At 38.8% G+C, this 24,341-nt stretch carries 14 protein-coding genes; 9 read left to right on the forward strand and 5 right to left on the reverse strand.

What is annotated here, in order from left to right; all coding sequences use genetic code 11:
• Positions 1–31: 31 nt before the first annotated feature.
• The gene (locus tag ACOWPH_RS21330) at positions 32–4,537 is read right to left on the reverse strand and encodes a type I polyketide synthase (RefSeq protein ID WP_015217388.1); all 4,506 of its coding nucleotides are present in this window, start codon (positions 4,535–4,537) and stop codon (positions 32–34) included.
• 917 nt (positions 4,538–5,454) lie between these two features.
• On the opposite strand from ACOWPH_RS21330, the gene ACOWPH_RS21335 reads away from it, so the two are divergent.
• From ACOWPH_RS21335 to ACOWPH_RS21365, 7 genes are all read left to right on the forward strand, one after another.
• Positions 5,455–5,700 carry an acyl carrier protein gene (locus tag ACOWPH_RS21335; protein ID WP_015217390.1) on the forward strand — a complete coding sequence of 82 codons (246 nt, stop codon included), beginning with the start codon at positions 5,455–5,457 and terminating at the stop codon, positions 5,698–5,700.
• A 24-nt stretch (positions 5,701–5,724) separates the two neighbouring features.
• Positions 5,725–7,299, forward strand: a complete 1,575-nt coding sequence (locus ACOWPH_RS21340; protein ID WP_015217391.1) for a benzoate-CoA ligase family protein — start codon at positions 5,725–5,727, stop codon at positions 7,297–7,299.
• Between the two features lie 148 nt (positions 7,300–7,447).
• On the forward strand, positions 7,448–8,770 hold the full coding sequence (locus tag ACOWPH_RS21345; protein ID WP_015217392.1) for a salicylate synthase: 1,323 nt from the start codon (positions 7,448–7,450) through the stop codon (positions 8,768–8,770).
• 138 nt (positions 8,771–8,908) lie between these two features.
• Positions 8,909–10,408: a 3-oxoacyl-[acyl-carrier-protein] synthase III C-terminal domain-containing protein gene (locus ACOWPH_RS21350; protein WP_015217393.1), complete on the forward strand. Its 1,500-nt coding sequence runs from the start codon at positions 8,909–8,911 to the stop codon at positions 10,406–10,408.
• A gap of 205 nt (positions 10,409–10,613) precedes the next feature.
• Positions 10,614–14,093 carry a non-ribosomal peptide synthetase gene (locus ACOWPH_RS21355; RefSeq protein ID WP_015217394.1) on the forward strand — a complete coding sequence of 1,160 codons (3,480 nt, stop codon included), beginning with the start codon at positions 10,614–10,616 and terminating at the stop codon, positions 14,091–14,093.
• Positions 14,094–14,655: 562 nt separating this feature from the next.
• Entirely contained in the window at positions 14,656–15,273 is a 618-nt protein-coding gene (locus ACOWPH_RS21360) for an AidA/PixA family protein (RefSeq protein WP_015217395.1), read from the forward strand.
• Positions 15,165–15,656 (forward strand): inclusion body family protein, encoded by a 492-nt coding sequence (locus tag ACOWPH_RS21365; protein ID WP_350341311.1) that lies wholly within the window; start codon positions 15,165–15,167, stop codon positions 15,654–15,656. The genes ACOWPH_RS21360 and ACOWPH_RS21365 overlap by 109 nt, the downstream gene beginning before the upstream one ends.
• Positions 15,657–16,175: 519 nt before the next feature.
• Here ACOWPH_RS21365 and ACOWPH_RS21370 read toward each other — a convergent pair.
• Both ACOWPH_RS21370 and ACOWPH_RS21375 read right to left on the reverse strand, forming a co-directional pair.
• Positions 16,176–17,528 carry a DEAD/DEAH box helicase gene (locus ACOWPH_RS21370; RefSeq protein ID WP_015217396.1) on the reverse strand — a complete coding sequence of 451 codons (1,353 nt, stop codon included), beginning with the start codon at positions 17,526–17,528 and terminating at the stop codon, positions 16,176–16,178.
• Between the two features lie 275 nt (positions 17,529–17,803).
• On the reverse strand, positions 17,804–18,784 hold the full coding sequence (locus ACOWPH_RS21375; RefSeq protein WP_015217397.1) for an NAD-dependent epimerase/dehydratase family protein: 981 nt from the start codon (positions 18,782–18,784) through the stop codon (positions 17,804–17,806).
• A gap of 112 nt (positions 18,785–18,896) precedes the next feature.
• Between ACOWPH_RS21375 and ACOWPH_RS21380 the strand changes: the two genes are divergently transcribed.
• Positions 18,897–19,316 (forward strand): hypothetical protein, encoded by a 420-nt coding sequence (locus ACOWPH_RS21380; RefSeq protein WP_015217398.1) that lies wholly within the window; start codon positions 18,897–18,899, stop codon positions 19,314–19,316.
• Positions 19,317–19,341: 25 nt separating this feature from the next.
• Here the strand turns inward: ACOWPH_RS21380 and ACOWPH_RS21385 are convergent, their stop codons facing one another.
• Entirely contained in the window at positions 19,342–20,817 is a 1,476-nt protein-coding gene (locus ACOWPH_RS21385; RefSeq protein ID WP_171815818.1) for a glycosyltransferase family 39 protein, read from the reverse strand.
• A 587-nt stretch (positions 20,818–21,404) separates the two neighbouring features.
• On the opposite strand from ACOWPH_RS21385, the gene ACOWPH_RS21390 reads away from it, so the two are divergent.
• Positions 21,405–22,805 (forward strand): TldD/PmbA family protein, encoded by a 1,401-nt coding sequence (locus ACOWPH_RS21390; protein WP_015217400.1) that lies wholly within the window; start codon positions 21,405–21,407, stop codon positions 22,803–22,805.
• Between the two features lie 203 nt (positions 22,806–23,008).
• On the opposite strand, the gene ACOWPH_RS21395 is transcribed toward ACOWPH_RS21390, so the two are convergent.
• Positions 23,009–24,286 carry a hypothetical protein gene (locus tag ACOWPH_RS21395; protein ID WP_015217401.1) on the reverse strand — a complete coding sequence of 426 codons (1,278 nt, stop codon included), beginning with the start codon at positions 24,284–24,286 and terminating at the stop codon, positions 23,009–23,011.
• Between the last annotated feature and the right edge of the window lie 55 nt (positions 24,287–24,341).

Raw genomic sequence — 24,341 nt, forward strand, 5'->3', positions numbered from 1 at the left:
TGAAATAAAGCCTCAGATTTTTAATGTCAATTTATTTTTGTATTTGCATTTTCTGTCTACGCATTTCACCACGAGAACGTCTTTGTTGCAGTGCAAATTGTTCTTTTTCTTCTGGATTTAATAATTGAGCTAGTTGACTCACTGTCGGAGCTTCAAAAATACTGACTGTGGATAGTTGAATATGAAACTCTTCTTGGATGCTGTTAATAACTCGAACACCAATTAATGAGTCACCACCCAAATCAAAAAAGTTATCATAAATTCCTACCTTTTCAATACCTATAACTTCTTGCCAAATATCAGCAATAGTTTGCTCTATTTGATTACGAGGTAAAACATAAGAGTTACTAAGATGAGGACGAGGATAATTAGCTTTGACCGTAGTTTTATCTGCTAGTTTGTCTGCAAAAATAACTCCCATATTGGCATATTGAGTCATTGTCTCTTGCATATTTTGGGGAGTAACAATAACTTGAGATAATCCACTTACCAAAATGCGGTTAAATGCTTCTATTCCTTCTTCTAAGGTAATACCATTTTTGAGTATTTCTAGATGAGATTGTTGTAATTTATATTTCTCTTGCAGTTGAATTGCCATTCCCGCTTCTTGCCAAGCATTCCAGTTAATAGTTATGGTTGGAAGTGATGAGCATTGAGCAAATCTATCAAGAAATGTATGTGCAGCAACATAATCTACATTTCCATATCCACCAGTGAAAGCTGCTATAGAAGACCAAAAAACTAAGAAGTCTAATGGCACATCTTTGAAGATAGTATCAAGTACTAATGTTCCTTGAACTTTCGGCGCAAAGACGGCTTTTATCATTGCCGATGTTTTGAGTTGAGCTAAACCTCCACCACGTACTCCAGCTGCATGAATTACTCCATGAATTGCACCAAATTTTGCGTTTATTTGAGTTACTGCTGATCGCATTTGGACTTCATCAGCAACATCAGCACTCAAAACTAATACTTCTGCGCCAAGTTTTTCTATTTCTTGTAGTTTACGAATCTTTTGACTAGAAATATCTTGCTCATCATGGGTCATTAGCCAATTTTCCCATGCTGATTTTTCTGGTAAGGTTGAACGCCCAATTAAAGCTAGTTTGGCTTGTGCTGTCTTGGCTAAATATTCGGCAATTCCTAAGCCTAAACCACCAAGTCCACCAACAATTAGATAAACTCCTTTTTGTCGCAGTTGTTTTGTTGTTGCTGTCTTTTCTAAAGGTATTGCTGCAAAGGTTTGTACCCAACGATAGTTATTTCTATAAGCGATCACATCTTCGCTAGTATCTGCAACAATTTCTACTATGAGTTTATCTATAAGTTCATTTTCACCTAATTTGCTAATGACAATATCAATGCTACGACAAGTTATATTTGGCTGTTCTTGCGGAATAACTTTGCAGCCACCTAAAACTGTAGCTTTTTCTGGGTGAATATTTTCATCACCTATAACTATTTGGATATCACTAGATATAACGCCAATTTTCAAAGATTCAGTTATCTTTTGTTTAGCAATTACATAAGATAAATTGAGTAAGCTGTATAAACCTAATTCTTGAGATTTCTCAAAAGATTCATGGGGATTAAGACTCCATAGGTGAGCAATCAGGGGTACTTTTCCTAATTGAGATATTTTCTGGAATAATTTCTCATAGTCCTCTCTAATTTGCGGATTGATTGTATAGACTTGCTCATTGATCTGAGAGAAGCAATTGCCAATTTTAACTTGAATAACTTTGTGTTGGTAGTGAGTTTTTAAGCGTTGACAAAAAGCATCACCAAAGCCAGTATTATCTACAAAAACTAGCCAAGAAACATTTGCTGTTGCTAAATTTTGTGTAGGTATAATTGAACGTTGCCAAGAAGGGAGGTAAAACCAATTATCTAGTTTTAGTCTTTGGCTGTGATGATTGCCTTGTTGTGGTGGATCAATCCAATAACGCTGACGCTCAAAGGGGTAAGCTGGTAATGGTAGGCGATGGCGTTTTTCATGCTGATAAAAACCAGCCCAATTTATTTGTACTCCTGTTAACCACAATTTGCCTAAAGTATTGAGCAAAAATCCCACATCAGACTGTTTTTCTTGGGGATGACGCAGGGAAGAAAGTATGACTCTTGCAGATGCTTGTTGTTTAGTTAAGGTAGTTAATGTCCGTCCTGGGCCAATTTCTAGAAAAATTGATTCTGCATTTTGCAGCAATTGAGCAATTCCTTCCGCAAATCGTACACCCTGGCGTAGGTGTCGCGCCCAATAATTGGGATCTGTGGCTGCTTCTGGTGTCATCCAAGTCCCAGTCAGATTGGAAATAAAGGGGATTTGTGGGGGATGAAGTTTGATTTTTTTAACTGCTAAGGTAAAAGGCTCAACTACCGCTGCCATCATTGAGGAATGGAAGGCGTGAGAAGTATGTAGCCGCCGATATTCTATGCTTTTTGCTGTGAGTTGTTGTTCTAGTTCGGTTATATCTGCTATTGATCCAGATACGACACTCAATAATGGTGCGTTGCTGGCTGCTAAAGAGAGGTTGTCACCTAAAAATGATTGCACTTTTTGAGCAGGTAAGCTGATGGAAAGCATCGCTCCTGCCGGTAGTTGCTGCATCATTTTCCCACGAGTTACTACCAGTGATAAAGCATCTTCTAAGGAGAAAACACCAGCGATACAAGCTGCTACATATTCCCCTATGCTATGACCAATCATGGCTACAGGAGACACTCCCCAAGATATCCACAATTTAGCTAGGGCGTATTCAATGACAAATAAGGCTGGTTGAGTAATTGCTGTTTGCTGTAATTGCTGGGTTGCTGTTTGAATATCTGTTTCAGTTGGGTATAAATAGGAGTGTAAATCAATGTGGAGATGATGTTGGAGATAGTCAAAACAGCGATCGCATTCTTCCCTAAATATAGTCTCCTGCTCATAGAGTTCTTTGCCCATGTTGACATACTGCGATCCTTGTCCTGTGAACATGAATACTACAGAGCGATTGCTAGATGTCAAAAGTTCTTGGTCAACAAAGTCCAGTTTTTTAACTACATCCTCAAGATTCTCTCCCACCACCATCCGTCGATAATTGAAGTTTTGACGACCAATTTGCAAGGTATAAGCAACATCGGCTAAGTTCAAATCTGGATGCTGTTTTAAATATGCAGCTAAATTTTTGGTGGCTGTTGCCAAAGCAGAACTAGTTTTAGCAGACAGTACCAATAAATGTTGTTGACGAGCAGAACTAGAGATTTCTAAAGGAGGCGCTTCTTCTAAGATGATATGGGCATTTGTCCCACCAAAGCCAAAGGAACTAACCCCAGCACGACGAGGACTATCGTTAGTTTTCCACTCTAAAAGTTTTGTGTTGACGTAAAACGGGCTATTGTCAAAATCAATTTGCGGATTGGGACTCTCGAAGTTAATGCTGGGTGGTATAAGTTTGTGGTCAAGGGCTAAAACTGTCTTGATTAAACCGACGATTCCCGCAGCGGCATCTAAATGACCGACATTGGTTTTCACTGAACCAATAGCACAATAGTTTTTTTCGTCAGTGGTAGCGCGAAAAGCTTGTGTCATCGCCGCAATTTCAATGGGGTCGCCTAAAGCTGTGCCAGTCCCGTGAGCTTCAATATAGGTAATGGTTTCTGGCTCAACTTCAGCCATCATTTGGGCTGTACGAATAACTCTGGTTTGACCCTCTTGACTAGGTGCTGTATAACCAACCTTGCCGGCACCATCGTTATTAATGGCAGAACCTTTGATGACTGCGTAAATACGATCTCGATCTGCGATCGCATCCTCTAATCTTTTTAAAACTACAACCCCAATCCCATTCCCCCCTACAGTACCATTTGCCCTAGAATCAAAGGCTTTACAATGTCCATCAGCAGCCACAATTTCATCTGGCGATAAAGTTAATTCGTTTTGTGGCACTTTGACGGCAACACCAGCCCCTAAAGCCATATCACATTCGCCACTCAACAAACTTTGACAAGCCAAATGAATTGCCACCAATGAACTAGAGCAAGCTGTTCCTATACTGACACTTGGCCCTGTAAGATTTAATTTATAAGAAACACGACTAGCAAGATAATCTTTATCAACACCAACTAAAGTCTGTAAAAAGCCTTTTGATTCTATCCAACCTTGGTTGGGACTTAAGTTATAAAGCAAGTAAGTCCCCATACCCACACCAGCATAAACTCCTATGGGTCTAGTTTCTAATTGCGAGTTATAGCCAGCATTTTCTAAAGCTTCCCAAGCACATTCTAAAAATAAACGATGTTGAGGATCTATTGCTTCCGCTTCTCTAGGATTGAAACCAAAAAAAGCAGCATCAAATAATTCCACATCACTCAGAATCCCACCAGCTTTAATTTTTTGTTCTGTGTCTGTTTTAGCTAATTTTGTATTTGTAAAAACTGAAGTTAACTCAACTCCTGCTTTCAGGTTTTCCCAAAATTCATCAATATTATTGCAGCCAGGAAACCGCCCAGACATACCAATAATTGCAATCTCTAAACCATTGTGCTGGAAATTCATAAAAGTTAGTTGTGGAAAGATTTTTATAGTGGAAACTCAATCTATCAGATCAAATTTCCTTCTTATAGCAATTTTATGTAAGTCCTGATAATCATGAAATCCCTTGATTAATCCATTTTTAGGGACTTTCAGGAAATAAATCTTCCTTCTTCCTTCTTTCCTCTTTCCTTCGCGCTCTTCGCGTCCTTTGCGGTTCATTTCTCTTGATCCATCAAACTGTATTTGACAGACTACTAGACATTTATTTCTGAGCATGAGAGCGGTTATCCCACTCTGCGGGAAGCAAGCTCGGTGTTGATGGATAGATACTTGAGAATCTATTGAAAGTTATTTTTATTAGAGTCTCAATTTTAGTGATCTTCCTGAAACCTAGATTTACATGAAAAAGCTACTTATTGCAAGTAACTTTCATTAGATTAATACAGGTGAACAATTTTGGCAAGCCTAAACTCAGAAAATATAGGTACAAAAAAATTGGTGTTCTGGTATATTCTCATGCAAAATGCCGTCTATGCAATTCTTTCAGCCTCTTCAGCAAAGTAGTTTTACCTAAATCATCTGGAAAAAAGAGTTGCAATTCCTGTAAAAACGAGGGTTTTTTATTTTTCGGTATTTGGCATCTATCTTAAGACATAGATAAACCAAGTTATAATCTATATTAATGTATAAAATATTTTTCAATAATTATTTTCTATGTAATATTGATTGCAAATGCAATTAATTACCATTAGAGTATCTACAGACATAATTGAAAATTAGTTGCATTAATTAGCTCGAATCAAATTGTTTGTTGTAAGCGCCAGCTACTAGCAAACACCCCAGGCATCGTCCAGGGAGTCTTTTGCAAAAGGTCTAATTAAATACAGCCAGAAATCTGCGCTTGACTTCGAGTCATAAGCTGGGGAGTTTTTTGCTTCATGGATACCTTAAACGTGATGAATACCTTGAAAACAATACTGACTGATTTAGGTATTCCCGAAGAATCGCTGTGTGAAGACACCTTTTTAAGCAAAGATTTACAGATTGATTCCGTAGAGACAGTAGAAATTGCTTTGGGACTAAAACGAAAACTAGGGGTCAACATCAAACTAGAAGCTTGGCAAAATATGACATTGGCTCAAGTCTGCAATGTAGTCGAGGCGGCGATCGCTAACAAAACCTAATATTTAGCCTAAAAGGAAAGTTGGATGGACAGTATTTCGGAACTTTTGCCTCCATTATTTAACGTTGCAGCTTACTTTATAGAAGGCAATTTAGCCCAGGAACGCAGCGAGAAAACAGCATTTTACTATCAAGATCAGACTTATACTTACACTCAAGTGCGTAGTTTCGTCCGACGCACCGCTAAATTACTTTCTCATCTTGGTTTAGAATCAGAAAACCGCATCGCAATTCTTGTCCCAGATACACCAGAATTTGTCTTTGCCTTTTGGGGTGCTATTTGGTTAGGTGCTGTGCCTATCCCCATTAATACTGCTTACAATGCTGATGACATTCAGTATATTTTGCAAGACTGCCGTGCTAAAGTCTTACTCACAACCGAAGAATGGCAACAAAAATTAGCTCCTATCCAGTCACCGTATTTGCGTAGTATTCTATCCATAAATGGGAATGGGCAAAATTCATTTTTATCCCAACTAGAACAGCAAGATGAATTACTAGATTGGGCGAAAACATCGCGGGATGAACCAGCTTTTTGGCTTTACACTTCTGGTAGTACAGGACGACCTAAAGGTGTAATTCATCTCCATCAAAGTATGGTGGTTTGTGCAGAACAGTACGCTAAAAACACTCTAGGTCTGCATCCAGATGACATCACCTATTCCGTTGCGAATATGTCCTTTGCCTATGGCTTGGGTAACACCTTATATATGCCAATGGCAGTTGGTGCAGCAGCTGTACTATCGAATGGTAACAATGCTTTTGAAATTATTACCGACATCCAGCGATATCGACCGACGGTACTGTTTGGAATACCCAGTATTTATGCAGCTATTCTCGCTGTTGACGAAATCTCACCTTTAGATGTTTCTTCTTTACGTTTATGTGTATCCGCTGCTGAACAACTACCTAAAAGTATTTGGCAACAGTGGCTGAAAACTTATAATCACGAAATTTGTGAAGGTATTGGTACCACAGAGTTTTTACACATATTTCTCTCCAATCGTATAGGAGAGTGTAAAACAGGAACTTCAGGTCGTCCAGTCCCTGGTTACGATGTTGAAATTGTTGACGATGATGGTATTCCTTGTCCTCCAGGCACGATTGGTAACTTACAGGTAAGTGGAGAAAGCCTGATGTTGGGTTATTGGAATCGGCTATCGCAAACGCGCAAAGCTATTTATGGAAATACGATGCGAACTGGGGATAAATATGTGCGTGATGCGGATAATTATTTCCGATTCATCGGGCGATCTGACGACCTATTTAAAGTCAATGGTCAGTGGATATCACCTATAGAAATTGAGGATATTTTGCATCAACATCCCCAGATTTTAGAAGTAGCCGTAGTCCCAGAATCTGAAGGTGGTGAACAGTTAACTCAGATTGTGGCTTATGTTAGCCTCCAGTCGGGACAGGAGGCATCACCTGAATTAGAAAATAGTATTCGGAGATTTGCTAAACAGCAATTACCTCACTTCAAGGCTCCAAAAATAGTTCGCTTTGTAGAATGTTTACCCCGTACGGCAACTGGCAAAATTCACCGTCATTTATTACTTAAACAACAAAATCTTGTACATAATTTAATAAGCTTGGGTTAGGGGTTATTGGTGCAGATAATTGGTCTTTCAAGACTCGATCAATCGCATTTCTAAATTTTAATATACCTAGACCAAACTCTCTCACATCTCTCTGTGCCTCTGCGCCTCTGCGTGAAATAAATCTTCATTTCCAAAAAGGATCAAGTTAATGGTAGCTGAACTAAAGACTGAAATAAAGTATCATGAAACATTTATACCAGGACAAAGAGAGCCTATTCTGGTTTTAAGGAATCTGCTAGAAGCTGGGATTTTTGCTAACTATGTGATGTATGAGGGTAATAATGAAGTTCGGATTGCTGGTAATGAACTTGTTAGGGTTTCAGTAAGCCAAGACTCTGTAGTAATTAATGGTTTAGGAAAGTTTCATTCTGAACCAGTCAGCGATCCTTTGAAACAAGTAGAGACTTTGCTCAAGTCTTTGAATATTAAAAATTGGACGGCTTATGGTTATATTGCATTTGATATAGCTCGTTTTTATTCGGCATATTCTAAAGCAATTTCTCAAGAACTACTTTATTTTTTGATTCCTGAGACTGAATTACGCTTTACAGAAACAGGAGTTCATATTAAGACCACTAAGTCATTAGACCAGATTGAAGAACTATTATTTGTTGAGACTTTTTTACCAGATTATGACTTAACTTCTTTAGTGATTGACTTTAGCGATAACGAAAATTACAAAAACCGTGTTGATACTTTAATTACAGCAATTCAAAATGGTGATTTGCAAAAAGCTATTATTTCCCGTTCCGTGAAAGTAACTGGTAATTTAGATATCTTGGGAACTTATGTGGTCGGTTCTAAAGCCAACAATTCGGCACGTTCCTACTGTCTGAATTTAGAAGATATCCGTGCTGTTGGTTTCAGTCCTGAGATTCTCATGCAAGTGAATGAAAATGGTTTTGTAGTTACAAATCCACTAGCAGCAACTCGACCCCGTGGTGCAGACTCAGAAGAAGATATAAGATTAAGTGGTGAACTGTTTACAGATGCAAAAGAGGTGAAAGAACATTCTCTTTCTGCCTGGTTAGCACAAAATGAGATTACTTCACTTTGTTTACCAGAAACGGTGCGAGTTTTTGATTTCATGGAAGTCAAAAAGTACCGTTGTGTACAACATCTATCCTCACGAGTTGGTGGTCAACTCCTACCAAAAAATACTTTGTGGGATGCTTTGAAAGTTTTATTCCCTGGAATTACTGTCTCTGGAATTGATAAAAAACAAGCCTTAGAATGGATTAACAATCTAGAAGATGAACCGAGAGGAATTTATGCTGGTGGTATTGGTTGGGTAGATAGTAATGGGGCGGCAGATATTGCGATTGCTATTCGCTCGGTTTACCAATACGGTAATAAAATTCATTTGAATGCTGGTGCGGGAATTGTTGCCGAATCAATTCCAGAGAAAGAATATATCGAGTCAGTTAATAAGATGAATACGATGTTAAATAATTTAGTTTTGGAGGCTTAAAAACTCAGATATTTATTGACGATTTTAGGGTATATTATCACTATTGATTACGGCATCATCAAAAATTGAATGTGCGTTGGTCTGCTGCGTAATACACCCTACTTTTTCAACTTGTTACTATTTAGAAATAATTCTGTCATGAACAATTGTCCAGTAGGTATTCGCTCACTTGCAGTTAGCTTTCCTAGTATCATCCGTACAAATGATTATTGGCGTAATAAATACCCCAATTTGTTCGCTAAAGAAAAGCTCAGAAAAACAAGAGTTTCTCCTGCTATAGAATCTACCTCGGACAATAACGGGATTGATATTTGGTCACAAGAAGTAGCACCTTATTTATCTGATGCATTTCGGGGGAACGTTGAGCGCCGAGTGCTTGGTGAGGGCGAGTCATCATTAAAGTTGGAGTGTCATGCCGCAAGAGATGCGATCGCATCTGCTAAACTCTCCCATAATGAAATTGATCTGTTAATTGTAGCTTCACTCTTCAGCGAACATATTGGCCCTGGTCATGCCTCTTACCTCGCTCATCAACTAGAATTACAATGTCCGGCTTGGAATTTAGAATCTACCTGTTCTAGCGCTTTAGTGGCTTTAGAAAATGCTCATGCACTGGTGCAAGTAGGTGCATACCACAATATCTTAGTAGTTGTTTCCCAAATCGGATCTAACACTGTTGATGAAGAAGATACCCTCTCTTGGTCAATGGGTGATGGTGCTGGCGCTTTTGTCGTTGGTTTGCTGAAACCTCATCAAGGAATTCTCGGTAGCAAAATAGTTCATACTGCTGAAACTTGTGGCGCTTACGTACATGAACTAGTAACTGATGCTCAAAAACAACCGCAGATACGTACCCGCACTGGAACAAACGCCAATACCCTCGCCGAAACAGCTGTAGATTTTGTCCGGCAATGCTGTGATGCGGCTGTGGCTGCGGCTGGTATCACCCTTGACCAAATTGATTTTTTTGCCTTCAATACTCCTACTGCTTGGTATGCCAGTGTTTGTACTAGAGCTTTAGGTATCAACCCAGAGCGCACCATTAATCTCTACCCCCGATATGCAAATATTGGCCCTGTGCTTCCCATCGCCAATTTGTATCATGCTGTCCACACAGGTAAGATTCGTGAAAATGATTTAGTTCTTGTTTATACAAAAGGTGCGGCAGCAACTGCGGCAGCAACCGTAATGCGTTGGGGTGATGTAGCCTTGGGTCAAGTCCCGGCTGATCCCATCAGCGTGACTTGGGAGAATGAGATAGTTAAACCAGCAAAAATTAGTAATTTATCAACACCAATCAACAGCTTTTATCGAGAAAAAATTCTCGCTGCTGCAACTGACTCACAACAGCAAATGCTGGAGAGTTATCTTTTAGAGAATCTAAGTAGTTTGTTACAAATTCCTGTGAAAAATTTAGATGTCAATCAATATTTTACTGTATTGCTTGACTCTTTAATGGCAATTATATTGAAGAAAAAAATTGAATCTGATTTACAGTTACAGGTGTCCTTAAATCAATTTTTAGGTGAACAAAATATAAATACATTGTCCACAGAACTGCTCAATCAATTAGCTTTATCAAAATTAATTACCAAAGAAGCAATCACCACAGAAGAAAGAGAAATATTGAGTTTATAGTCTAATACCAATTTTATGTGAGGCTTTCATCTCTCAAACTCTTACTCTCTGTGCCTCTGCGCCTCTGCGAGATAAAATCATACTTTCATTCAGCAACGCCGAATTATCCATCTTTATCTGTGTTTATCTGCGGTCAATTATTATTGATATCTGATTCCATGCAACTTCATATCAATTTCGTATAATCTATTATTTGGTTAAAAATATGAATCTACATTTACTGTTAAATAATCTTGCTCACAAAGGTGTAAAACTATCTGCCAACGAAGATGCACTTTTAATTGATGCCCCCAAGGGAATAATTACACCAGAATTGCGAGATTTACTAACTGAGCATAAAGCAGATTTGCTGAGATTGCTGCATCAAAATAGTCAAGATGCTAACGATAAAGCTTTACCTGTTGTTGTGCCAAAACTAGAGCTACGTTATGAACCTTTTCCCCTCACTGATATGCAGCACGCATTCTGGGTGGGTCGTAGTAATGTATTAGATTTAGGCAGTGTTTCTAATCATGGTTATTATGAAATTGAAGGTCATGATTTAAACCTAGAAAGATTAAATTGGGGATTGCAAAAATTAATTTCCCGTCATGATATGCTGCGGTCTGTAGTATTAGCAGATGGTCAGCAGCAGATTCTAGAACAAGTACCAGCTTACGAAATGGAGGTTTTAGACTTAAGAGAAAAAGATGAAGAAAGTATCAAATTAGAATTAGAAAAAATTCGCGATCGCTTATCTCATCAAGTTCTCCCTGCTGACCAATGGCCTTTATTTGAATTTCGTGCTACCAAATTGGATCAAAAACGTGTGCGGCTACACGTCAGCTATGATTTGCAAGTATTTGATGCTTGGAGTTTGTTTCGGTTATTTGATGAGTGGTTTGCACTGTATCAAAATCCTGATGCCGTATTACCATCGCTGGATTTATCCTTCCGAGATTATGTTTTGGCAGAGCGATCGCTACAACAAACAGAATTATACAAGCGATCGCAAGATTATTGGTTCAGCCGTCTAGATAATTTCCCCCCAGCCCCAGACTTACCCCTAGCCAAAAATCCCAAAGCACTCAAACAACATCGCTGTCGGCGCTATCAAGCATCCCTCCCCCAACCGGAATGGCAGCAATTAAAACAGAAAGCCGCACAAGTCGGTTTAACGCCTTCTGGAGTCTTATTAGCTGCTTTTGCCGAAATTTTGACAGTTTGGAGTAATAATCCCCAATTTACCATCAATCTAGCCCAATTTAACCGTTTACCACTCCATCCCCAAGTCAACGATATCCTCGGAGACTTCACATCTGTCATCCTCTTAGCAGTAGACAATTCCACCCCTGAACCATTTACCGTGCGATCGCGCCGCATCCAACAACAACTCTGGCAAGATTTAGAACACCGCTACATCAGTGGAGTGCGCGTAGTCCGGGAATTAGCGCGGAGAAAAGGCACAGGCCCCAGCGCCATGCCAGTTGTCTTTACCAGCACCTTGGGTTTCAGTTCCTTAGGACAAAAAACCATGACCTTTAGCCATTTTGGCGAATTAGTTTATGGTATCAGTCAAGCTTCTCAAGCTTGGATGGATGTACAAGTTTGGGAAGAAAAGGAAGAACTAACATTTAACTGGGACGTGGTAGAAGAACTTTTTCCTGAAGGACTAATTGCAGATATGTTTGAGGCTTATAGAAACTTCCTCAAACTGTTAGCTACCTCCGAGTCAGCTTGGCTAGTTACTTCTCGACAATTAATTCCTCCGGGTCAATTAGCATACCGAGAAGCAATCAATTCTACCGCTGCACCAATTTCTGAAGAACTCCTACACACTTTATTTGCAACTCAAGCACAGCAGCGAGGAACAGAACCCGCAGTTATTTCCACCCAGCGTACCCTAACTTATCAAGAGTTATATCAACTATCCAATCAACTTGGTCATCGACTACGCCAACTAGGAGTTACTCCTAATCAATTAGTTGCCGTATTCATGGAAAAGGGATGGGAGCAAATTGTCGCAGTTTTGGGTATTTTAGCCGCTGGTGGGGCTTATGTTCCTATTGATCCCCAATTACCCCAGGAACGCCAAAATTATCTTCTCGAAAACAGTGAAGTACAAATTATTCTCACTCAATCTTGGTTGCAGAAAAAATTAGAATTGCCATCACAAATGCAATGTTTATGTATAGATGCAGATGAATTAGCAACCGAAAGTAAACAGCCACTGCAAACAGTACAAACACCAGATGATTTAGCATATGTGATTTATACATCAGGTTCTACAGGTTTACCAAAAGGAGTGATGATTACTCATCGCAACGTCGTTAATGTCGTCGTCTATACAAACCAACGCTTTAATATTGGTTCTCAAGATAGTATCCTGGCGCTGACAGCCCTTAACCATGATTTGTCTGTGTATGACATCTTTGGTTTATTGGCCGCCGGTGGCAAAATTATCATCCCTGATGCTGAAGCGGTGAAAGATCCTGCACACTGGGCTAAGTTGCTAGTGGAACAACAGGTAACACTGTGGAATTCTGTTCCTGCCATGATGGAGATGTTGGTAGAATACGCCGATAGTGAATCTATATCCCTACCTGCTAGTTTGCGTTTGGCGATTTTGGGTGGAGATTGGCTACCCCTTGCCTTACCTCGTTGTCTCAAAAGTTCAGTGAAAGGAATAGAAATATTAAGTATTGGCGGCCCTACAGAAACAACTATTTGGAATATTGGCTATTTGATTGCAGAAGTTAATCCAAATTGGCAGAGTATTCCTTATGGCAAACCTATGGCTAATTGCCAATATTATATTTTGAATACAGCTTTAGAAGATTGTCCGGTTTGGGTGACTGGAGAAATATACTGTGCTGGGGTACAGTTAGCGCAAGGCTATTGGCGCAATGAAGAAAAGACCAGTGCTAATTTTATTACTCATCCTCGCACAGGCGAATGCATTTACCGTACAGGAGATTTAGGTCGCTATTTACCTGACGGAAATATTGAATTTTGTGGACGAGCAGATTTTCAAATTAAGATTCGTGGATACCGCATTGAAGCTGGAGAAATTGAAGCAGCGTTAATGCAACATCCAGCAGTACGCACTGCTGTGATTACTGCCACAGGTAAAGATAATAGTAAAGAGCGTTTGGTAGCTTATATTCTCAGCGCAAACCAGAACCCTCCAATTGAGGATTTGCACAATTTCCTTAGAGAAAAGCTACCGGAGTATATGTTGCCATCAGCTTTTATATTTCTCGATCATTTACCACTTTCTGCGAATGGGAAAGTAGATCGTTTGGCGCTTCTGACTCAAGAAAGTTCACTCCAAGAATTTAAAGTTACTTATGTAGAACCTCAAAATGATGTTCAACAGATGGTTGCAAAAATTTGGGAAGAAGTTTTAGGTTTAGAAAAAGTAGGCGTAAATCATAACTTCTTTGATATTGGTGGTAATTCTTTAACAATTACCAAGGTTTACTCTCTGCTAAAAAAATCTTGGACAAAAGATTCAAATTCTTTATCAGTAGTTGACTTGTTTAAGTACCCAACAATTAAACTTTTAGCTAATTATTTAAACCAAAATGAATACTCTAAGTCATCGGCAAAAGAAGAAAGTAAGGAATTAAATCAAAAATTAGAAGATGGCAAAAATCGTCTCAAACAAAGATTGACAAAATCATTAAAGGCTAATACCAAATAAATACCGTAGAAACGTGACTTGGATAGAATTTGTCTAATCTACATCCGCGAACAAAGCGCATTATCATAAGAGAACTACACAAAAAAGATGATCCAATCTTGTGGGATGGGCATCTTGCCCGTCCTTGTATTATTAGCGGGCAAGATGCCCGCACCACAAGAAATATTAGGATATTTTTTTAATTGGAAGTCTCTAAATAACCTGAATTTAGCTCAATACGGTTCATTTAAGGATTGCAGTCTAACCTAACACTATTGGAATTTAACTAAAGTTTTATAGTAAGTATTCAGAATAGAGAATACTCCAAGTCAGGAGCATAAAGGCTATTTTCGTTAACTTTGATGATTTTGATAAAATCTCACTTCTCTCTATTCTTCATTTCATAAACAATCTGAACCGCAAAACTGCGTAGCGTCTCCTGACTACTGACTCTGTTCGACTAAGGCTCACGGCGAAGCCTTAATTCTTACGTTTTATAGTACTGAATTTAGCTGAATTTTTAAATTAAAAAGCTAGATATATTTCAAATAAGCAATTAGCTGAAAACTATTAGGAGGATATCTTGACTCCTACAACTATCGCATGTGATCATGAGTACATGATTGTTACCTCTGCCGCGGCGGTTAAAAATCAGGATAGCGGTAATATCACTCTGGTTGCCTGTGTAAACGACACTGTCCGCTTCTTTGCCACATCCGGCTCGAAGTTATTCGAGCAGTCTGTCGTGATCCAGGACATCCGCTATTCCCAGGGTGACAATGTTCTGCAAGACTTCAAGACTGTGAAAACTAAGCGGATGCAGATTGTTCCTGCTTCATCCAAAAGCGTATTACCTGCCCGGAGTGTCCTGCGGGAGTTCTGGCAGCACGAATGCAAAGTTTCCTGCGAAGGAACCGGGTGCTACAGCCTGATACTAGCGCTCTATGTCCGCGATGAAAACGGGGAACCTAATTTCACTGGCCTCTACCAGTGGGACGCTCAGATTACCGTTTATTTCAGTCCATCACTAGAGGCAATCACAAAAAATTATGAAGATGTATCATGGGCAAAACCATCAACGTTCTTATTACGATCGACACGGATGCTGTCAAGAAGTTCTATCCCAACCCTAGTAAAGATCAGAATAGACCCACTGGAATTGGCCACAACTACGGTTACACGATCGCAACAGGGACAGTAATTAACTCTGGTCAGGGAACTGATGATCTTAATGTCACTGCCTTCGTTGGCGATATCTTCCGCGTTTTTGCTACTTCCGGCTCCGACAATTTTAAGGATGCTGTTTTAGTCTACGGCTTGCCGAAGTTTAGTGGTAATCAGGTTTTTAGCCTTTTTAATTACCAGAATTTCACCATGTCAACCGTTGTACCCCAGTCCTTAAAGAGTATGTTACCAAGCAGAATCGTGGATGAGGAATTCTGGTTTTACCAAGCCAGCGTTATCAGTAGGGGAACCGAAAACTACAGAGTACAGTTTGCTCTCTACACCCGCAATGCTGACTCTGGGTATCCCGATATCTTTGGCTACTTTGAATGGAATTTGACCATTACCGTTGTAGGCTGATAATTCTACAAGGGTAAGTAGGGTTTGCTGTAAAGCCCTGCGGGCATAGCTTCGCTTACCGCGTAGCGTGCCGTTAGGCATAAAAGTCTTTTCGTTAGGGCTAGTAGTCAGGAGTCAGGAGGAAGAATTAGAAGGAAATCAGAATAGTCTCGAATTTGGGTAAATGGACGGGTTTTGATGATTTTATTGCTTATTACTTGCACCTTCTCCAACTTTTTCAGCCTGAAACTGCTGCTATATCTAGGTTTTTGATTTATATGGCTTACGCCACGCTACGCTATCAGCAAACCCTAAGTAGGTTGGCGTTAAAAATTATCGTTGGTATCAGGCAGGGTGCTGGGGGCAGGGAGAAAAAGGGTTTTAGGAACTTCCAATTAAAAAAAATACCCAAAAGTTTCTTAAAGTTTCTTGTGGTGCGGGCATCTTGACCGCAAATTATCAAGGACGGGCAGGATGCCCATCCCACAAGATTGAATAATTTATTTTTCGGTGTTCCCTTAGACAAAATCACGAATTATTTTAGCGATCGCTTTTTTTAGTCCGGCGTGATGCAGATGAACTACCACCATACTTTTTACCATCTGTTGCTGGTGGTGCGGCTTTACGTTTACCCGATCTCCGTGGTGCCGATTTACGTTTACCTGTAGAATCAGCCGTCTCTTGATCACGTCCAGGCTGGGGTTTTGGTTTGCGTCCATTTTGAATTGGTTCAGGCTTAATATCGGGGTTGACTCCAAAACCAGCAACTACTTCTAATGACAACGGCTGCTTAATCAGTTTTTCGATATCTGCCAACAAATGGAACTCATCAACACACACTAGAGAAACAGCTTCACCTTTGGCACCAGCGCGGCCTGTACGACCAATGCGATGGACATAATCCTCTGGGACATTGGGCAAATCGAAATTGACCACATGGGGTAATTCGCTAATATCTAAACCTCTAGCGGCAATATCCGTGGCTACGAGTACCTGTAAACTACCATTTTTGAATTTTGCTAAAGCGTGGGTACGCGCCCCCTGACTCTTATTACCGTGAATTGCCAGTGCTTGAATGCGATCGTCATTCAATTGCCTTACCAGACGATCTGCACCGTATTTAGTGCGAGTAAACACTAGAACTTGATACCAATTATCTTGTCGAATCAGGTGAGCTAGTAATTGACGCTTTTTATCACGGTCTACCTGGTAAGCTCTTTGTGCGATCGTATCAGCAGTAACGTTGCGGCGTGCCACCTCAATCATCGTCGGGCGATTCAATAACCCTGAAGCTAATTCCTTGATTTTATCGGAAAAGGTAGCAAAGAATAGCAAATTTTGGCGCTGTTTTGGCAATATCGACAGAATACGCCGAATATCACGAATAAAGCCCATATCCAGCATTCGATCAGCTTCATCCAACACCAAAATCTCAATGCGCGACAGGTTCACCGTCCCCTGTTGCAGATGGTCTAGCAGTCTTCCAGGAGTAGCAACCAGAATATCTACACCACTCTTCAACTGCCGTTTTTGAGGATTTATACTTACTCCACCGAATACCACCGTTGATTTCAGCTTCAGGTACTTGCCATAATCATGCACGCTTTCCTCTACCTGTGCAGCGAGTTCCCGTGTAGGGGTGAGAATCAACGCCCGGATTGGTAGCCATCCAATAGCACTGCTTTTAACATTCTGGTCTGATGACAACTTATGCAAAAGTGGCAGCGTAAAACTCGCGGTCTTTCCAGTACCAGTTTGAGCGCCAGCTAGTAAATCGCCACCCGACAATACAGCAGGAATCGCCTGCATTTGAATTGGTGTGGGTTTAGTGTAGCCCCTCTCAGTGACTGCACGAATAATTTCATTGGACAAGCCGAGATTAGAAAAAGACATAAAACTCCGTAAATAACATCGGCCTGTCGCTAATATCAGCGTCAGTCTTAGGCGGACGGATGGGTTGAAAGGCTGCATGGGCAACTAGCGCCAAGACTTAGAGCAAATGCCGCAGCATTCAATTCTAACAGACTTTGACCATGAATTTACAGAAAGTTATTCAGGATGCTTTGTATTTGCAGGCGATTTTCGGGTAAATGAACTAAATTTTTTTCTCACGCAGAGGCGCAGAGAGGAATCAAGAGTGTGGTCTAAATATATGAGAACTGCTGTAATTATGAGGATTTCCGTGTCCCCTCTGAATACGGTCTGTTAATACCGCTAATTTTCAACACATCACTCATAGTTGCACAGTAATTTGGTAAGTCAAAACTAGCGGGATTAATGGTGTTAGCATAGGTAAAATGTCTATATTTCATGCAAAACCTATCCCATGCAGCCATTTGAATACGAAACAAAACAATAATCAAATTAGCTAATGATAAAGATAGAGGAATACGAAAGTAAATTTTTTTGCCTAAATAACCGCAGACTTCTTTAACTGCTTGGTTAACAGTTAACGCTGATTGACCCAAAACAAATCGACGTGGTTCCCCTTTTTCGGGTGGATAATCAATTAAATATTGAACAACAGTAGCAATATCGCGTCCATGAATAAAGTGAAAACTGCCATCTGCTTGTAAGAAACGAATTATATTAATATATTTGGTAACTTCGGGAATGCCTGTTGTCAGGTGAGAGTAAGGTTTGTTGTCATCACCACCTAAAACTAGGGTGGGAAAAACGGTGGTTATTTTGGGTGCAAGAGCTAATTTTTCTATTTTGTGTAAACAATCGTATTTAGACCGGATATAATCTGTACCGATTTCTCCAGCTTGTTTCATGGGTTGGTTGTCATAACCTAAAACGCTTGCAGTTGAAAAATATATTACCTGTTGACATCTTTCTGGATTTAGCAGGTTAATTAACTCTAATGTTTTCAAGACGTTAATATCAAATATTCCTTCTCCACCCCATGAGGTAGCTGTTAGTACTGCGGTATCAATGGTTTTGAGTAAGTTAGAGTACTTACTAATTTCTTGCATATCGCCCTGCAAAACGGTGATACCAGGACGTGCAGCTGTATCAACTTGCAGTTTATTTGGGTTTCTTACCAGTAAGTATAATTCGTGATTGGTATTTTGAATTAAGGCCTCACTTATATAGTGACCGACACAGCCACTTGCACCAGTGATTAAAATCCGTTTTGTGGTCATGAAGTTTAACGTTTGGGTTGTTACAGGTGAATGAGAGACGTTTGATCAACGTTTGATAAAATAAATATTAATCGAATTTACGGCAATTAACACACCTATCGAGACATTCAATATGAACAAACCAGTTATTTGGATACATGGAGACTGCCTCAATCCCCAAAATCCGGTATTTCCAAAATATCCTAATGCTCCAGCTATTTGGGTTTGGGATGATGCTTTAATAGCAGAATGGCAACTGAGCCTCAAACGCCTGACTTTTATTTATGAATGTTTACTAGAGTTACCCGTAGAAATTCGTCGTGGGAACGTGGGACAAGAGATTTTAAATTTTGCTCAAGAACATGATGCTAATTTAGTTGTCACTGTTGATAGTCCTAGTCCACGATTTGGGGAGATTTGTAATCAAATTGAAGAAAAATATTTGAAGTTAGAAGTATTGGCAATAGAACCATTTTTTAATTATGATGACTTTATTGATTTGAAGCGGTTTTCACGTTATTGGAAAGTAGCTGAGAAATATGTGTTTGAATAGATTAGGAGAGTTTATAAAAACTGCTTTACTTATTTTGATTTAGCTTTTGAATATTATTCCGAAGATAATGTTTTGTGGATTCGTCTACATAAATTTCTTGATAATTTTTGTCTACGTAAGGTTTAATTAAATCAAAAATACTGAAAAATCTATTAATCAAAATTTGTTCTGGTTGATATTTTTCTAAAACCTTGAATAAAAATTCTGAGTTAATAGTTCCAGAATTTAATCTTTTCATAGAGATAACAGTTAGTTCTGGAGGAATATTAATTTGACTGTAAAAGCCATACATTCCGACATCGGTAAATAACCATTTACTTTGGTTTTTATAGGTGATAATTCTTTCTAAGTTTGCAAATTTAAGTTGAGATTTTTGGACAAAATTATAGTTTTCCCATTGAATTACACCTAATTTAATAGGAATTACTAATAGGGTCAAAAAGATAGTAAACACAGCAAATTTAGAAATTTGAATTTGTTTGAGGTTGAAAATTTTATTAGTATGATTATTTTGACTAAATTTCACCAAAATTCCTCTAATGCCATAAGCACCTAACCATGTTAAAGGTACAGAAACTAAAATTATATAGTGATACCAAATTGGTTTATGATTAAGAAAAACAAAGGTGATAATGATTAACCAAAATAGAGGGATTTTATAAATATGCTGTTCAGGCTTATTATCAATAATTTTGTTATCAAGAGGTAAATTAATTTTTAGGTTTTGGTATTTTAATCCTAATAAACTCAAGAGTAAAGCGTCAAAGTTTTGTAAGTAGATATAAATTACATCTTGGAAACTGTTATGCTTAGAAAAGCTATATTTTAGGTTTGAGGAAATGTGGAAAAAAAGTATCTTTTCTATGTTTAAGGATTGAGTAATAAAACTAACGATGATAAAAGCTGTACTTATAGATAGTAACCAGATAGAAATAGGGGATTTTAAAATATTGACAATGTTAATATTAGTGATGTTATTTAATGATATTTTATAGGAAGTTGTCAAGAAGTAAATGATCATTACTGGAATCAGAAATATCATAATCATTTTTATCTGTAACGATAAAGCGAATATTATTCCTGAAAGGATAATCCAATATATTTGTACATTCTTTGTATATAATATTAATAAATAAATAGATAGCATTCCCAAGCTTAAACAGGGAATACATTGCATAACGGAGACACTTAATCTTAAAAAATTGATGGAAATAATTAATAAAATTATGGTGATGATGGCGGTCAATTTGCCTACGGATAAGCGTAAAATATGACTAAAAGACCAAATCAATAATGTTGAAAATAATAAAATTAATATTCTTGCGTTACTTATTTGATCACCAAAAAAGTCCAGGGATTTAGAGATGATGATTGGGAAAAGAGGTGGTTGATCTGACCAAATTTGAGGGGAATTATTAATTATATTTTGGTCATATATGTTCGCTTGTATAAGTGCAATTCCTTCATCTGAATCAAACATAAAAACCTGATCGATTGGCATGATTATGAGCGTAAATATTATAAAAATCAAAGGAATAATTATGTTAAAAATATAAAATTCGTGATTTTTGATCTTAAATATTTTTTGACTTAGGTTCATGTTGGGATGGTAAGCTGTTGTGCATTTAATTTGTATAAGTCTGGCGGGCAAGATGCCCACCCCACAAGATTTAACCATTTTAGGAGTATTAAATTTAGGTGCTTAATAGCTTATTTTTATTGATAATCTCTGAATGAAGGTTGGTTAGCAATGCCCACCCTATATACTATTAATTAAGGGTTATGGACTGGAGTTTTTGCAATAAGTTGATAGAGCAAGATATGAGTATATCATTTCATCAGTCATTTTATTTTGAAGACTTGACAAGATGCCAATATTATGATTTTTCAATGTTATATAGCAATCTGATTTGATTTATGAGGAATAGGGAACAGGAAAGAAGGCACAAATATGTATAGTATGTTTTGCACCAATTCCGTACACAAGAAGCCCTGACAGAATTAAACCGGAATCCTATCTGTTATGGATAGCAAAATTGACCTAAATAGTTGCAAAATAAATACAGTTCGTCATGATCACTAACAAGAATGCCTAACTTACTTGCTGACGTACAAAATTTACTATCTGAGCTAATTGCTTGTTACTCCTCCCGTGTGGATTATTTGATGATTCGCTTAGAAGAGGCAGAAGGAACGGATATCTTGTTGCGTGGTGACAAGGTGGAAACCCTCAGCGAGGGCATTTCTATTGGTGGACATATTCGCGCCTGTTATAAAGGTGGCTGGGGGTTGAGTAGTTTTAACCAGTTGGCTACTATTAAAGAACGGATAGAAGAAGCGATCGCAGCGGCTCGGATAGTGGGAGACGAAGAAACCATATTAGCTCCCATTGATCCCATACAAGCTATATGCGAATTACCCCTGACAGGTATAGATCCGCGTCGCATTTCCCTGAAGCAGAAAAAACAATTGTGCGATCGCTATACCCAATTACTCAAAAGCGTTGATTCTCGCATCACCACCACCTCTGTCCGTTACGGTGACAGCGCCCAAAGAGTAATTATTGCTACTTCTGAAGGCACTCTCATTGAGCAATCTTGGGTAGATATGGAAATGCGCTTTGCAGCCACAGCCAGAAACGGCGACACCGTACAAACTGGTAGAGAAACCATTGGTTCTCGCAAAGCCTATCAAGATCTAACAGATTTAGATGCCCAAGTCAAAAGCGCCGCCGAAAGAGCAGTTACAGCCTTATCCTTACCACCAGTCAAAGGTAATACTTATACCGTAGTTATTGACCCCATACTCACTGGTTTATTTGTCCATGAAGCTTTTGGTCATCTTTCCGAAGCTGATATGGCCTACGAAAACCCTGATTTGCTGGAAGTTATGACCCTGGGAAGGCGTTTTGGTTCAGAAGAACTGCAAATTTTTGATGGTGCAGCCCCAGCAGGTCATCGCGGTAGTTATTATTACGATGATGAAGGCACACCTGCCACAACCACGCAATTAATCAAAGATGGCGTTTTGGTTGGGCGTTTGCATTCTCGTGAAACTGCCGGCAAATTAGAAGAAGCACCCACAGGTAATGCCCGTTGTCTCGATTATCACTTTTCGCCCATTGTGCGAATGACAAATACCTGGATTGAAAGAGGTAATACCCCCGTCGCCGACTTATTTACTGATATTAAAGAAGGAGTATATGCCCGCAATTGGTTAGGTGGCATGACAAACGGGGAAATGTTCACCTTCAGCGCAGGTGAAGCCTGGATGATCAGAAATGGCAAAATTGCCGAACCCGTGAAAGATGTCACCCTATCAGGTAACGTTTTCCAAACCCTTGCGGATATTGAAGGCATTGGTGATGATTTTTACTGGGATGAATCAGGTGGTTGTGGTAAAGGTGGACAAAACGGTTTACCTGTAGGTTGTGGTGGCCCAAGTTTGCGAATCAAAGATGTGGTAGTTGGGGGAGAAAGTTCAGATTAATTTGTAATATAGAAAGTGATTAGTTTGACTGATCACTGTTTTTCAAAATTATCAAAAGTTGATTATTGATTTACGTAAAAATTCAGGAGTCAGAATGCTGAGGAAATGAAGATATAGAGAGAAACAAGATTTGATCAAAATCATTAAATTTGACTCAAAAAGCCTTTATTCTTCTGACTTAGATTATTCTCTATTCTGAATACTTAATGATTTACTTTTGCCTGTGATTCATCTCTGATATTAAAATAGTGAAAAAGATTAGCAACGGTTAAATCTGATGCTTGTTGTAAATTAGATGTAACTAATGTTCTATATCCAGAAGTTGCTGCTTGTTGACTCACATAATTTTCATACTCCTGGCGTAATTCTGGCGCAAACATAAATAATAATTGATCACGTAATGAATAAAAATGAGATTTTTCGGCTATATTTTCATAGCTGATTTGTTCTGGTGGTATTTCTGAATTAGTTATAGTTTGGGTAGTTTCCGAATTATTAAAATCAGCACTATTTAAAAGTTTTAATTCTGCTGGAGGTAGATATTTTACCCAATCTACATGATTTTGCCATGATTCGATGATTACTAAATCATGATTATGAATGCGGTTAAGTTCAGGAAAGAGAAAATCAAGTTCGTCGTGAGATTCACACTGATTAATTACAGTATGGGCATCTTCACATATTTTAATTTGTAATTGGTGCAAGCGATCGATCACAGCAGAAATTTCATTTTGGACTTGATAAGTGATAATAATAGCTTGTTCAATAGCCCAAGAACATTCTAACCGGCGCAGTTGTCCAGGCGCACAAGTATCTTCTAATAAATACGGATTAGTATAATCTGCTAACGCTTCAAATAACATTCCTTTAACAGCGTCAATTTCTGCATTTCTGCGGCTAATATCTTGTAATTGCATGGCAGAACGCAAACGGTTTATAGCTTGCATAAATAAACCATAGGCTCTAATTAAAACCGTGCGATGTTGTTCAAATTTGATATCTTGGGCTACCTGTTCAATTAGTTGTCTAATTTCTGCTCCTTGGTCTTTTAAGGCTTGTTTCAAGTCAATGAAGCCATTTTTCACCTCTAACCGCATTTGCTCCACTTCTTTCCTCAATTTCAGGGTTTGATGTAAGTTGACTGCTGTTAATGCTACACCTGCAACTGTTCCTACACCGATGAGGGCGGTTGTTGCTTGTAATACTCCCAAGCTGTTTTGGATTGTTTGTAAACTACCCATGACGGCTGTAAAATTTTGCTGATTTTGATACATCTGCACACCAGATTTCAGGAAATTAGGAGTAGATACTATTGGTGCTAATGGGCTGTCGTTGACATTAGCACCAATAGCATGAGCAACAAACCGACCAGTAACAGGGTCTCTAGCCATACTTAGAGGTACACCAACCTTACTAAATACTTGTTCATATTTACCAGCATCAATGCTGGATTGAATTATGGGTGCAAATTGAAACTGCATATTGGTGTTTAGTGGATTGATATGTAATATTATTAGCTTAACTGACCATTTCCAA

It is taken from the genome of Anabaena sp. PCC 7938 (assembly GCF_049315035.1).
In the GTDB taxonomy this organism is placed as follows: Bacteria; Cyanobacteriota; Cyanobacteriia; order Cyanobacteriales; family Nostocaceae; genus Anabaena; species Anabaena cylindrica.